This is a genomic window from Planomonospora sp. ID82291 (genome assembly GCF_015711645.1).
Taxonomy (GTDB): Bacteria; Actinomycetota; Actinomycetes; order Streptosporangiales; family Streptosporangiaceae; genus Planomonospora.
Genome location: NZ_JABTEX010000004.1, coordinates 369,164 through 381,473, shown reverse-complemented (window position 1 = coordinate 381,473; position 12,310 = coordinate 369,164). Strand labels below are relative to the sequence as shown.

Below are 12,310 nucleotides of genomic sequence, written 5' to 3'. Positions count from 1 at the left end.
CCGCCGGATCGCCCGGTGGACCGACCGAACGGAGAACCCGTGTCCCGGCTTCCCTTCTCCCGACTCTCCCGCTTCCCCCGCCTCCTGCGTCTTCCCGGTCTCGACCGTGCCGCGACGCCCCGCACGGCATCGGCGCGGAGCGGACCGGCGTCCGGCACGGCGGTCACCGCAAGCGCCGTGGCAGGCGGCATGGCGGGATCCACCGCAGGCGGCATGGCGGGATCCACCGCGGGCGGAACCGTGGGCGGCACCGCGGCGCTGGCCGCGGCCGTGCTCGCCGTCTCGCTGGTCACCGCGCCCCCCGTCTCCGCGGCCCCCACGGGCCCGGCCGGCCCGGCGGCGGCCCCCGCGTCCTCCGCAGCGTCCGCGTCCCCCGCCCCCACGGCCGGTCCCGTCGGCCGGTACGACCGGGCCCGGCTCCAGCGCGACGTGGACGCCGTCCGCGCCCTCGGCGTCACGGGCGTCGAGGCGCAGGTCGTCACCGAGGACGGCAGGCGCCTGGTCGCCACCGCCGGCGTCGCCGACGTCCGTACCGGGCGGCCCGTCCCGGCCGGCGGCCACACCCGGATCGCCAGCGTCACCAAGACCTTCGTGGCCGCGGTGGTGCTCCAGCTCGCCGGAGAGGGGAAGCTCTCCCTGGACGACACCGTGGAGCGCTGGCTGCCCGGCGTCGTGCGGGGCAACGGCCACGACGGCCGCGAGATCACCGTGCGCCGGCTGCTGCAGCACACCGCCGGCGTGTACGACGCCTACCCGGGCTTCACCTCCCTGGAGGACTACCGCGAGCGCCGCTACGACCGCTTCACCGACGAGCAGGTGGTCGCGGAGGCGATGCGGCACCGGCCCTCGTTCCGGCCCGGAGAGGGCTGGCTCTACTCCAACACCGGCTACCTGCTCACCAGCATGATCATCAAGAGGGTCACCGGCCGTCCCTGGCACGTGGAGGTCCACGACCGCATCAGCCGGCCGCTGGGGCTGACGCGCACGCGCTGGTCGGGCACCTCGGTCGACGTGCCCCGCCCGCACATGCGGGGCTACCTGGTGCCCGCCCCCGGGGAGAGGCCGGTGGACGTCACCCGGCACTTCGACGGCGACGCCGCCGGCGGCCTGATCTCCAGCGTCCCGGACGTCAACCGCTTCCTGCGCGCGCTGGCGGGCGGCCGGCTGCTCCCGCCCGCGCTCCTGGCGGAGATGCGCAGGACCGTCCCCGCCACGGCGTTCCACCAGGTCTGGCCGGACGCCCGCTACGGGCTGGGGATCATGTCCCGCCCGCTGTCGTGCGGCGGCGTCTACTGGAACCACGGCGGCGACGACCCCGGCTTCACCACGCGCACCGGCGTCAGCGGCGACGGCGGGCGCAGCGTCACCCTGCTCGTCGCCACCAAGATCATGGACGGCCCGCGCACGCTGGCCCTGGAGAAGGCCGCGACCGAACTGGTCGACCGCGCCCTGTGCGCCGGCCGGTGACTCCTCCGCTCTCCGGTCCCGCCCCGCCCCGGCCGACCCGGCCGGTACGGCCCCGGCCCGGATCGGTACGGCCCCGGCCCGGATCGGGGCGGCGCCCGCCTCAGCCCCGCAGCCGGACGGGCATCTCCTTGATGGAGTTGACGAAGTTGGAGCGCAGCCGCCGGGCCGTACCGGCGGGGGCGATGCCGGGGGCGCGCTCGGCGAGCACCTCGAACAGCACCCGCAGCTCCATCCGGGCCAGGTGGGCGCCCAGGCAGAAGTGCGGGCCGCCCCCGCCGAAGCCCACGTGCGGGTTGGGGTCGCGGCCGACGTCGAACACGTCGGCGTCCGGGAAGACGGCGGTGTCGCGGTTGCCCGACGGGTAGTAGAGCACCACCTTCTCCCCCGCCGGGATCGCCCTGCCGCCGAGCTCGGTCGCGCTGAGCGTGGTGCGGCGCATGGTGATCACCGGGGAGACCCAGCGGACGACCTCGTCGGGGAGCGTGCGCAGCAGCGACCGGTCCTCCAGCAGCCGCCGCCACTGCTCCGGGTGGTCGAAGAACGCCTGCAGCCCGCCGGAGGCGGCGTTGCGGGTCGTCTCGTTGCCCGCGACGGCCAGCAGCACCACGAACACGCCGAGGGCGAGGTCGTCCATGCTGGAGCCGTCCTCGGCGGGGGCGACGAGCTTGCTGACGATGTCGTCGCGCGGCTCCTCGCGCCGCCGGGCGCCGAGCGCGGAGGCGTAGCCGAGCAGCTCGAAGATCGGCGTCGTGTCCTGGGCGGCGAAGTCGGGGTCGTCGGCGCCGATCAGCGCGTTCGACCAGGTGAAGATCTTCTCCCGGTCCTCGGCGGGCGCGCCGAGCAGCTCGCAGATCACGTAGAGCGGGAGCGGCGCGGCGATGTCGGCGACGAAGTCCACCGTGTCGCGGGCCAGGGCCGCGTCGACCAGCTCGTGGCAGATCTCGCGGATGTGCTCCTCCAGCTTCCCGATCATCCGGGGCGTGAAGCCCCGGTTGACGACGGCCCGGGTGCCGGTGTGCTCCGGCGGGTCCTGGAAGAGCATCATGAGCCGGTTCCGGGAGAGCTGCTCCTCGCTCGGGTCGGGGACCATGACGCCGCCGGCGTGGGAGGAGAACACCTCGGGGTGCCGGGAGACGTGCTGGATGTCGGCGTGGCGCATGACGGCCCAGAAACCGCGGCCGCCGGGCTCGGCGTGCCGGTGGACGGGGTCGTCCGCCCGCAGCCGGGCGTACCGGTCCCAGGGCATGGCGGTCTCGTACAGCGAGGGATCGTAGATGTCGGTCTCGGTGCTCGTCGAAGGGCTCATGAAAGGCTCTCTGCTCGGTTCACGTCCGCCGGAGCGAGATTCTTCCAACTCCCGGGCCCGGACGGGGAGTCCTACGGCAAATCGTGATCTTCCGGATGGCCCGTGGCCGCCTCACCGCGCCCCCGGACACGGCGGACGGCCCGCACCCCGGTGACGGGGCACGGGCCGTCCGCTCCCGGTCCTGGTCCGGGCCGATCCCGGTCCGCGGCCGGGCGGCCGTGGTGTCAGGCCGCCGCGGGCTCGGCGACCTTCGCGGGGGTGAGCGCGATCTCCAGGACCTCCCGCACGTCGCTCACCACGTGCACCGTCAGCTCGTTGCGGACGGCCTCGGGCACGTCGTCCAGGTCCGGCTCGTTGCGGGCCGGGATCAGCACCGTGGTGATGCCCGCGCGGTGGGCGGCCAGCAGCTTCTGCTTGACCCCGCCGATCGGGAGCACCCGGCCGGTGAGGGAGACCTCGCCGGTCATCGCCACGTCGTTCCTGACCGGGCGGCCGGAGAGCAGCGAGGCCAGGGCCGTGGTCATGGTGACGCCCGCGGAGGGGCCGTCCTTGGGGACGGCTCCGGCCGGGAAGTGGATGTGCACCGAGCGGTCCTTGAGCGAGGAGACGGGCAGCTCCAGCTCCGCGCCGCGCGAGCGCAGGTAGGAGAGCGCGATCTGCGCCGACTCCTTCATCACGTCGCCGAGCTGGCCGGTCAGGGTCAGCCCGGTGGCGCCGGTCTCCGGGTCGGCCAGCGACGCCTCCACGTACAGGACGTCGCCGCCCGCCCCGGTGACCGCCAGCCCGGTGGCCACGCCCGGCACCGCCGTACGCTGACGGGACTCCGGCAGCGAGGACTCCGGCACGTGGCGCGGGCGGCCGAGGTAGGCGACCAGGTCGTCCACCGTCACCGGCAGCTCGGTCTCGCCCAGCGCGGCCCGCGCGGTGATCTTGCGCAGGATCCGGGCGATCGCGCGCTCCAGGGAGCGGACCCCGGCCTCCCGGGTGTACTCGCTCGCGAGGCTGCGCAGCACCTCCTCCCCGACCGTCACGTCGGCGGCCGACAGGCCCGCCCTCTCCAGCTGGCGCGGGAGCAGGTGGTCGCGGGCGATCGCGACCTTCTCGTCCTCGGTGTAGCCGTCGAGGGTGACGACCTCCATGCGGTCCAGCAGCGGGCCGGGGATCGCCTCCAGCACGTTGGCCGTCGCCAGGAAGAGCACGTCGGACAGGTCGAGCTCGACCTCCAGGTAGTGGTCGCGGAAGGTGTGGTTCTGCGCGGGGTCGAGCACCTCCAGCAGCGCGGCGGTCGGGTCGCCCCGGTAGTCGGAGCCGACCTTGTCGATCTCGTCGAGGAGCACGACGGGGTTCATCGAGCCGGCCTCGCGGATGGCCCGGACGATCCGGCCGGGCTGGGCGCCGACGTAGGTGCGCCGGTGTCCGCGGATCTCGGCCTCGTCCCGGACGCCGCCGAGGGCGACGCGGACGAACTTCCGGCCCATCGCGCGGGCGACGGACTCGCCCAGCGAGGTCTTGCCGACCCCGGGGGGACCGGCCAGCGCGAGCACCGCGCCGCTGCGGCGTCCGCCGACCACGCCGAGGCCCTGCTGGGCGCGGCGGCCCCGGACGGCGAGGTACTCGATGATGCGGTCCTTGACGTCGTCGAGTCCGGTGTGGTCGGCGTCGAGGACCTCGCGGGCCGCGGCGATGTCGACTGCTCCCTCCGGCGCGCCCTCGGCACGGCGCTCCTCGGTGCGCTCGTTCCACGGGATGTCCAGGACGGTGTCGAGCCAGGTGCGGATCCAGCCGGTCTCCGGGGACTGGTCGGAGGTCCGCTCCAGCTTGCCGACCTCCTTGAGCGCGGCCTCACGCACCTTCTCGGGCAGGTCGGCGGCCTCGACCCGGGCGCGGTAGTCCTCCTCCTCGGTCTCCGGGGAGGAGCCGTCGAGCTCGGCGAGCTCCTTGCGGACCGCGGCGAGCTGCTGTCGGAGCAGGAACTCGCGCTGCTGCTTCTCCATGCCCTCCTGGACGTCCTTGCGGATCGTCTCGGCCACGTCGAGCTCGGCCAGGTGCTCGCGGGACCACTCGACCAGCATCGCAAGCCGGTCGGCGGGGTCGGCCGTCTCCAGGATCTCGACCTTGCGCGGGGTGGTGAGCCAGGGCGCGTAGCCGGAGTTGTCGGCCAGGACGGACGGGTCGCTCATCGCGTTGACGGCGTCGACGACCTGCCAGGCGCCACGCTTCTGCAGGATCGTGGTGGCCAGCGCCTTGTACTCCTTGGCGAGCTCCTCGGCGCGCTCACCCGCCGCGACGGGCTCGATCCGGGTGGTCCGCACCCACAGCGCCGCGCCGGGGCCGGTGGTGCCGGCGCCCACACGGACCCGGTCCACTCCGCGCACGACGGCGGCGGGCTCGCCGCCGGGCAGCCGACCCACCTGCTCCACGACCGCCCTGACCCCCACGGCCCCGTACCGCCCGTCGATCCGGGGGACGAGGAGCACCTGCGGCTTCTTCTCACCCAGGGCCTGGGCCGCGTCGATGGCGGCTCTGACCTCGGTGTCGGACAGGTCGAGGGGGACCACCATGCCCGGAAGCACGACCTCGTCGTCGAGCGGAAGGACCGGGAGGTTCAAGCTCTCACTCATCTTGGCTCCATCGGGTTGAGTTATACCGACTCAATTAACAGGAGCCCTGGATTGTTCCCAGCATTGAGCCTGTTCGCTGTCAGCGATCGTAATCGTGTAATCAGCGACTCGTCGTCCCTCTGCGGGGTGAGCCCGCGGGTGCCTCTCCGGGGTGACGCGGTACGGGGTCCCTCTCCCTAGACTGGCCGGATGATCCCCCCTGCCGCCCCGCGGGACCGGGCCCGCAGCCCTGTGACCTGGCTGGCGCGCGCGCTCGCCGGCGCGGCGTGGAGCGGCAGGGCCGACCCGGCGCACTCCCGCTCCCGGCGGCTGGCCCCCCGCGTGCCGGGCTTCCTGGGCCTGCTGCCGTTCCGCACGATCGACCTGGTCCTGCTGGCCGACCTCGTCCTCGCCTTCGTGCTGTACAGCGCCGTGCAGTCGATGCTGCAGACCGACACGACGCGCCTGCCGACGCCGCTGGGCTGGGGGGAGATCCAGTTCGCCGCCGCCTGCTCCGCGCTCCCGCTGGCGCTGCGCGACCGCTGGCCGCTGGGGGCCTGGCGCCTGGCGGCGGTGCTGGTCCCCGCGGGGATCCTCACCCGCCTGCAGACCCTGGAGACGCCCTACTCCGCCGACACCGTGATCATGTACCTGCTGGTGCTCTACGCCGTCGCGGTCCGCTGCGAGCGGCACGTCACCATCGGTGCGTGGCTCGTCTCGGCGGCCGGCGCGTGGTGGCTCGAGGTGCAGATCGACCAGTCCGGCCTGACCGCCATCGGCGTGGGCCTGATGACCGCGGCCGTCCTGCTCGGCTACAACGTCCGGGCCCGGCGCACGGCGGTCAGGCTCCTGGCCGAGGAGGAGCGGCGCAGCGAGCAGGCCCTGGCCGGGCAGGCGGTGCTGGAGGAGCGGGCCAGGATCGCCCGGGAGCTGCACGACATCGTGGCCCACCACATGTCCGTGATCGCCATCCAGGCGGAGGCCGTGCCGCTGAGGGCCCGGGGTGAGGCGCGGCTGCTGGAGGAGGGGCTGGCGGAGATCCGCACGCTCTCGCTGGCCGCCATGACCGAGATGCGGCGGGTGCTGGGCGTGCTGCGGGACGCCGACGGGGCGCGGGACACCGCGCCGCAGCCCGGCCTGGGCCACCTGGAGGAGCTGGCCGCCACCGCGCGCTCGGCCGGGCTCGCCGTGACGCTCAAGCTCGGCGGCGACCTGACCGGGCTGCCCGCGGCGGTGAGCCTGTCGGCCTACCGGATCGTGCAGGAGTCGCTGAGCAACGCCATGCGGCACGCCCCGGGCTCGGCCGTGGCGGTGCGGATCACCCGGACCGCCGACGAGCTCCATCTCCACGTGGCGGACGACGGCGGGCGCCGCCCCCCCGCGGAACCCGGGCGCGCAGGGGCCTCCCGGCACGCGGGGCACGGCCTGCTCGGCATGCGGGAGCGGGTCTCCATGCTCGGCGGGAGGCTGTGGGCCGGACCGGCCGGCACCGGCTTCGCGGTCACCGCCGTGCTCCCGGTGCCGGACGCCCCCTGACCTCCGGCAGCTGCCGCGCCGGGTGCGTTCGACGGAGCGGGGGCAGGTCCGGTGACGGCGTTGGGGACTGCGGTTGCGGGCCGGCCGACCCGGTGGACGGTGCGGGCCCAGAGATCATGCGGAGGTTCAGGGGGACGGCCGCCCGGGCGGTTGACCTCGACCGTGGTTGAGATTGCACGATGGCCGCCGGAACGTCGCCCCTGCATCCGACCGTGAGGAGTGGGTTCATGAGCACTGATCCCGGTTTCTATTCGATCATCGACTACGCCGTTGACGGTTTTGACACACAGCGTGAGCTCGTGGAGGCGTTCGCGGAGATCCAGGAGCGGTGGGTGCGCTTCCATCCCGGCTACCGCTCGGCTCGCTTCCATGTGAGCACCGACGGGACCCGGGTGTGCAACATCGTGCACTGGGCGAGCGAGGCGGACTACCGCCGCTTCGTGGAGACCTCCGACACCGATGGCCGGATGGCCGCCATCGGCAAGGCGCTGGAGAGCCTGTCCGGTAAGGCCGAACCACGCATGACCGGGGCGCCCACCTACACCGTCGTCCGCGAGGTCGGTCCTGGGCCGCAGCGCCTCGATGCCTGATCGCCCGATTCCTGCCGGCGGGCCGTACCCGCCGCCGGGTCGCCGAACCCGCTCCATCGACCACGACCACTCTGCGGGACATCCATGAAGCTTGAGATATATGCCGATGTGCTGTGCCCCTGGTGCTACATCGGCAAGAGACGTCTGGCGGCCGCCTTGGCCCAGCAGCCCGGCCGCAACGGCATCGAGATCGTCTGGCGCGCCTACGAGCTCGCGCCGGACGGAGACCGGACGCCGGGCCAGACCGCCGCGGAGGCCATGGCCGGCTGGTGGGGCGAGCAGGCGCCCGCCCGCATCGCCCGGATCCGGTCGCTGGGCGCGGCCGAAGGCCTGGAGCTGAACCTGCATCTGGCCCGTCCGGTGAACACCTTCGACGCGCACCGGCTGGTCAAGCTCGCCGCCGACCGCGGCCGGGCCGACCAGATGATGGAGCTGCTGCTGCACGCGTACCACACCGAGGGGCGCAACGTGGCCGACGCGCAGGTCCTGCAGCGCCTCGGCGGCGAGGCCGGACTGGACACCGGGGAGGTGCGCACTGTGCTGGACGGCGGCGGCTACGCCGACGAGGTGCGCGGCGACCGGCGCCGCGCCGCCGAGCACGGCATCACCGGCGTGCCCGGTCTCGTGATCGACGGCCGCCCGCCGGTCTCCGGGGTCCAGCCCGTCGCCGATCTGCGCGTGCTCCTGCGGGAGCGACCCGACCGGCTCGCACCGCGTTCCGATCCGTCCTGACCGTCCTGACTGACAGGCGGCTCCCGTGACGCCTGCCGCACCATCTCGGCATCTCTTTCCGGAAGGAATCTCATCAGACCTCCTGGCCGAGGTCATCGGCCTCTGACCGCAGGCCGAGACGGGCGAGGCGGCCGACTGACGGCCGCCTCGCCCGTGCGACATCCACTGACCTCCGAAGAAGCCCTGCGTGGCCGGAAGAGGGATCGCCGCAGGTCCCCCAGGGGGCGTCCGGGCTTGTCCGCCACCCGCTCCGGCCGCCAGGAGCGGTGGGAGGAAACCGGGGCGGAGACACCCTGCCCGAATGATCCATCCGAACGGCATCGGCCCCTCGGGGAGCGCGGTGGCCCGGGGGCGGCCCGTTCCCGGGCTCCGCGGTCGCTGCCATACTCCCGAGCACGGACAACTCATGATCACGGAGGACGTATGCCGATCCGGGTGCTCATCGCCGACGACCAGGGCATGGTGCGGACGGGCTTCACCGTCTTCCTGGACTCCCAGCCCGACCTGGAGGTCGTCGGGGAGGCCGTGGACGGGCGGGACGCCGTGGCCCGCACGGCGGAGCTCCGGCCGGACGTCGTGCTGATGGACGTGCGCATGCCCGTCATGGACGGGCTGGCTGCGACCCGGGAGATCCTCTCCTCCGGCGGCCACGCGCCGAAGATCCTGATCCTGACCACCTTCGACCTCGACGACTACGTCTACGAGGCGCTGCGCGCCGGGGCCAGCGGGTTCCTGCTCAAGGACGCCTCCGCCCAGCAGCTGGCCGAGGCCGTCCGGGTGGTCGCGGCCGGGGAGGCGCTGCTGGCGCCGTCGGTGACCCGGCGGCTCATCGCGGAGTTCGCCCGCGTCGGGCCGAGCCGTCCGCGCGCCCGGCCGGACGACATCACCGAGCGGGAGACCGAGGTCCTCGCGCTGATCGCCCGCGGCCTGTCCAACCAGGAGATCGCCGCGGAGCTCGTGCTCTCGGAGCAGACGGTCAAGACGCACGTGGGCCGGATCCTGGCCAAGCTCGGCCTGCGCGACCGCGCCCAGGCGATCGTGTACGCCTACGAGACCGGGGTGGTCCGTCCCGGCGAGTGAGGCGCCCGCCGGGGTCCGCCCCGGCGGGTGGGCACGTGTCCGGGCGGTCCGCCGTCGCTCTGGAGTCCCGCCGTCGCCCGCCGTCCTCGCAGCGCCGGGAGCCCGCCCTGTCGTCCCCGTCCCTCCACGGAGTGACGGAACGGTGGGCTCCGCGGGGTGACGCGGGTTATCGATCATGATTCATACCGTCCTGTCCTGTTCCCCGGAAGGTCCCCGGAACTCGGCAGGAGGCCCGCATGCTCCGTCCCGTGCTCGCCGTGGGCGCGATCACCGCGCTCACCTACGTGATCGTCCCGCAACCGCCGGGCGACCGGATCGTCAAGGTCTACGGCGACCTGCGCACGGCCGAGCACGTGGCCGTCGTCGTCCCCGGCGCCGACACCACCGCCGCCACCTTCGAGGGCGGCCGGGCCAAGGTGCACAGCACACCGGGGGGCGGCGCCCGGGCCCTGCTGGCGCAGGCGCGTGAGCTGGACCCCGGGGCGCGGCTGGCGGTGGTCGCCTGGCTCGGCTACGACAGCCCGGCGACCGTCAGCCTGCACGTCGCCACCGGCGGAGCGGCCGAGCGCGGCGCCCCGGCGCTGCGCCGCTACGTCTCCGAAACGCTCCGCGGCAAGCGGGTCACCCTGCTCTGCCACAGCTACGGGTCGGTGGTGTGCTCCGGGGCCGTGCCCGGGTCGGGGGTCGCCGACCTGGCGGTGTTCGGCAGCCCGGGCCTGCGGGTGTCATCGGCCGCCGAGCTGGGCGGGACGCGCCTGTGGGCGGGGAGCGGCACGCGCGACTGGATGCGCCACGTCCCCAAGGTCCGCTTCGGGCCGCTCGGCTTCGGCCCCGATCCGGCGGGACCGGGCTTCGGCTCCCGGATCTTCGCGACGGGTGCCGCCGGGCACAGCGACTACCTCGAGCCGGGCAGCCGGTCGCTGCGCAACCTCGCGCTGATCGCCCTCGGGCGGACCGCCGAGGTGTCCCGTGGCTGACCCCGCAAGCGACCGGACGACCGGCCTCACGGCCGGCCCGGCGACCGGCTCCACGTCCGGCCTCACGTCCGGCTCCACGTCCGGCCTCACGGCCGGCCCGGCGACCGGCCCGGCGACCGGCTGGGCGGGCCGGATCGGGGCTGCGACGCCGCCGGGCAGGGACCGCGGGGTGGACGCGCTCCGGGCGCTGGCGATCGGCGGGGTGGTCCTGGGCCACTGGCTGGTCACCGCGTGGACGCCCGGCCCCGGGGGAAGACTGGCGATCTCCAGCCCGCTGGCCCACCTGCCGGCGTTCACACCGCTGTCCTGGGTGCTCCAGACCCTGGCGGTGTTCTTCTTCGTCGGCGGCTACGCGGCGGCGCGCAGCCTGCGATCGGCCCCGGGGGTGCGGGTGTGGCTGCGGGCCCGGGCCGCGCGGCTGCTGCCGCCGGTGATGCCGCTCCTGCTGGTCTGGACGGGGATCGCCGCGGGACTGGCGCTGCACGGCACGCCCTGGACGACGATACGGGCGCTGGCGCTGCCGGCGCTCGCGCCGCTCTGGTTCCTGGCGGTCTTCGCCGCGCTGACCGCCGCCACTCCGCTGCTGACCAGGCTGCGGCCGGCGGTCACGACCGCCGCGGCCGTCGCGGTGGTCCTGGCCGTGGACACGGCCAGGTTCTGGCCCGGCGGCCCCGCCTGGCTCGACCGGCTCGGCTGGGTGAACCTCGCGGCCGGATGGCTGGTGCCGTACGCGCTGGGGGCGGGCTGGGCGGGCGGCGGATTCGCCTCGCGGCGGACGGCGGCGGCGCTGCTGGCCGGCGGGACGGCCGGGGCGGTGGTCCTGGTGGCCGGGTTCGGCTATCCGGCGAGCATGGTGGGGGTGACCGGGGCGCAGGTGTCCAACCTCAGTCCTCCGACGCTCGCCGCGGTCTGCTTCGGTCTCGCCCAGGTGGGGCTGGCCCTGCTGGTCCGCGGGCCGCTGGCCCGGCTGATGCGGCGGCCCCGGCTGTGGGCGGTGATCGCGCTGGTCAACCTGTCGGCGATGACGCTCTTCCTCTGGCACCAGACGGCCCTGTCCATGACCGCCGTGGCGGCGCTCCGCTTCGGGGACGTCCCCGGGCTGCTCTCCTCCCCCTCCGATCCCTCCTGGCTCGCGCACCGCCTGGCCTGGCTGGCGGCGATCGCCGCGCTGTTCGCCCTGGCCGGCGCGGCCGGCACCGTGTTGCGGACCGTACCGCCGGGGCCGCGTGCCACGTTTCACGACAAGGTGTCATCATCTTCTTGACGCGCCCCCCGATTCTTTGTGACACTCTGTCATGAAAGCCTCCTTCGACATGGAGTGATCATGAGCCAGGCGCCGTTCTCCGATGTCCTCAGGACCGCCACCTGGGGTGATCACGCCTCCGCCGAGGACGACGGCTACCTCACGGCGCTGATGGCCGGACGGCTCAGCCGCGAGGCCTACGGCGAGCTGGTGGCCCAGCACTACTTCGCCTACGTCGCGCTCGACGGCGCCTCCCGGGCACTCGCCGGCGACCCGGTCGCCGGGCCGTTCGTCCTGCCCGAGCTCTACCGGGAGGAGGCGCTGGTCCGCGACCTGGAGACGATCTACGGCGCCCGCTGGGCGGACCGGATCGAGCCCTCCAAGCCGACCCTCACCCTGGTCGCCCGGATCAACCAGGTCGCCGGCTGGCCCGGCGGCTACATCGCCCACCACTACACCCGCTACCTGGGCGACCTGTCCGGCGGGCAGTTCATCCGGATGGAGCTGGAGAAGATCTACGGTTACGGGCCGGGTGGAGGCGTCGACTTCTACCGCTTCGACCAGGTCGGCAGCCTGCCCCGGTTCAAGGACGCCTACCGCGCCCGGCTGGACGCCCTGCCGGTGGACGAGTCCGAGAAGCAGCGCATCATCCGCGAGACCAGGCTCGCCTACCAGCTCAACACCGAGGTCCTGGCCGACCTCGGGCGGGTGGCGCGGGCCGAGCTCGCGGCCTGACCGCGATGCTCCGGCCGGCGCGCCGGGCATGTGCGACGATGGGC

Annotated in this window: 10 protein-coding genes; 8 read left to right on the top strand and 2 right to left on the bottom strand. The window is 74.1% G+C overall.

The genetic code is table 11. The features are described from left to right. Positions 1–213 precede the first annotated feature (213 nt). Positions 214–1,467 carry a serine hydrolase gene (locus HS045_RS26205; RefSeq protein WP_196454134.1) on the top strand — a complete coding sequence of 418 codons (1,254 nt, stop codon included), beginning with the start codon at positions 214–216 and terminating at the stop codon, positions 1,465–1,467. Between the two features lie 100 nt (positions 1,468–1,567). Here the strand turns inward: HS045_RS26205 and HS045_RS26200 are convergent, their stop codons facing one another. Together HS045_RS26200 and lon are read right to left on the bottom strand one after the other, a co-directional pair. Continuing rightward, positions 1,568–2,773, bottom strand: coding sequence for a cytochrome P450 (locus HS045_RS26200; protein ID WP_196454133.1), 1,206 nt, complete (start codon positions 2,771–2,773; stop codon positions 1,568–1,570). A 224-nt stretch (positions 2,774–2,997) separates the two neighbouring features. Further along, positions 2,998–5,394, bottom strand: a complete 2,397-nt coding sequence (gene lon / locus HS045_RS26195; protein ID WP_196454132.1) for an endopeptidase La — start codon at positions 5,392–5,394, stop codon at positions 2,998–3,000. Between the two features lie 189 nt (positions 5,395–5,583). Between lon and HS045_RS26190 the strand changes: the two genes are divergently transcribed. From HS045_RS26190 to HS045_RS26160, 7 genes are all read left to right on the top strand, one after another. Further along, a complete protein-coding gene (locus HS045_RS26190) occupies positions 5,584–6,909 on the top strand; it encodes a sensor histidine kinase (protein ID WP_196454131.1) in 1,326 nt (441 codons plus the stop codon). 227 nt (positions 6,910–7,136) lie between these two features. Further along, the gene (locus tag HS045_RS26185) at positions 7,137–7,499 is read left to right on the top strand and encodes an antibiotic biosynthesis monooxygenase (RefSeq protein ID WP_196454130.1); all 363 of its coding nucleotides are present in this window, start codon (positions 7,137–7,139) and stop codon (positions 7,497–7,499) included. 84 nt (positions 7,500–7,583) lie between these two features. After that, complete coding sequence (locus tag HS045_RS26180) at positions 7,584–8,231, top strand: DsbA family protein (protein WP_196454129.1); 648 nt, start codon at positions 7,584–7,586, stop codon at positions 8,229–8,231. 423 nt (positions 8,232–8,654) lie between these two features. Then, positions 8,655–9,311, top strand: coding sequence for a response regulator transcription factor (locus tag HS045_RS26175; protein WP_196454128.1), 657 nt, complete (start codon positions 8,655–8,657; stop codon positions 9,309–9,311). 236 nt (positions 9,312–9,547) lie between these two features. Beyond that, positions 9,548–10,288, top strand: a complete 741-nt coding sequence (locus tag HS045_RS26170; RefSeq protein ID WP_196454127.1) for an alpha/beta hydrolase — start codon at positions 9,548–9,550, stop codon at positions 10,286–10,288. Further along, entirely contained in the window at positions 10,281–11,552 is a 1,272-nt protein-coding gene (locus tag HS045_RS26165) for an acyltransferase (protein ID WP_307827726.1), read from the top strand. Before HS045_RS26170 ends, HS045_RS26165 begins: the two co-directional genes overlap by 8 nt. A 60-nt stretch (positions 11,553–11,612) precedes the next feature. Continuing rightward, positions 11,613–12,266, top strand: coding sequence for a heme oxygenase (biliverdin-producing) (locus HS045_RS26160; RefSeq protein ID WP_196454126.1), 654 nt, complete (start codon positions 11,613–11,615; stop codon positions 12,264–12,266). Positions 12,267–12,310 lie beyond the last annotated feature (44 nt).

Coding starts and splice junctions, on each gene's coding strand:
- HS045_RS26205 (WP_196454134.1), top strand. CDS start 214: ATGGCGGGATCCACCGCGGGCGGAACCGTGGGCGGCACCGCGGCGCTG.
- HS045_RS26200 (WP_196454133.1), bottom strand. CDS start 2,773: ATGAGCCCTTCGACGAGCACCGAGACCGACATCTACGATCCCTCGCTG.
- lon (WP_196454132.1), bottom strand. CDS start 5,394: ATGAGTGAGAGCTTGAACCTCCCGGTCCTTCCGCTCGACGACGAGGTC.
- HS045_RS26190 (WP_196454131.1), top strand. CDS start 5,584: ATGATCCCCCCTGCCGCCCCGCGGGACCGGGCCCGCAGCCCTGTGACC.
- HS045_RS26185 (WP_196454130.1), top strand. CDS start 7,137: ATGAGCACTGATCCCGGTTTCTATTCGATCATCGACTACGCCGTTGAC.
- HS045_RS26180 (WP_196454129.1), top strand. CDS start 7,584: ATGAAGCTTGAGATATATGCCGATGTGCTGTGCCCCTGGTGCTACATC.
- HS045_RS26175 (WP_196454128.1), top strand. CDS start 8,655: ATGCCGATCCGGGTGCTCATCGCCGACGACCAGGGCATGGTGCGGACG.
- HS045_RS26170 (WP_196454127.1), top strand. CDS start 9,548: ATGCTCCGTCCCGTGCTCGCCGTGGGCGCGATCACCGCGCTCACCTAC.
- HS045_RS26160 (WP_196454126.1), top strand. CDS start 11,613: ATGAGCCAGGCGCCGTTCTCCGATGTCCTCAGGACCGCCACCTGGGGT.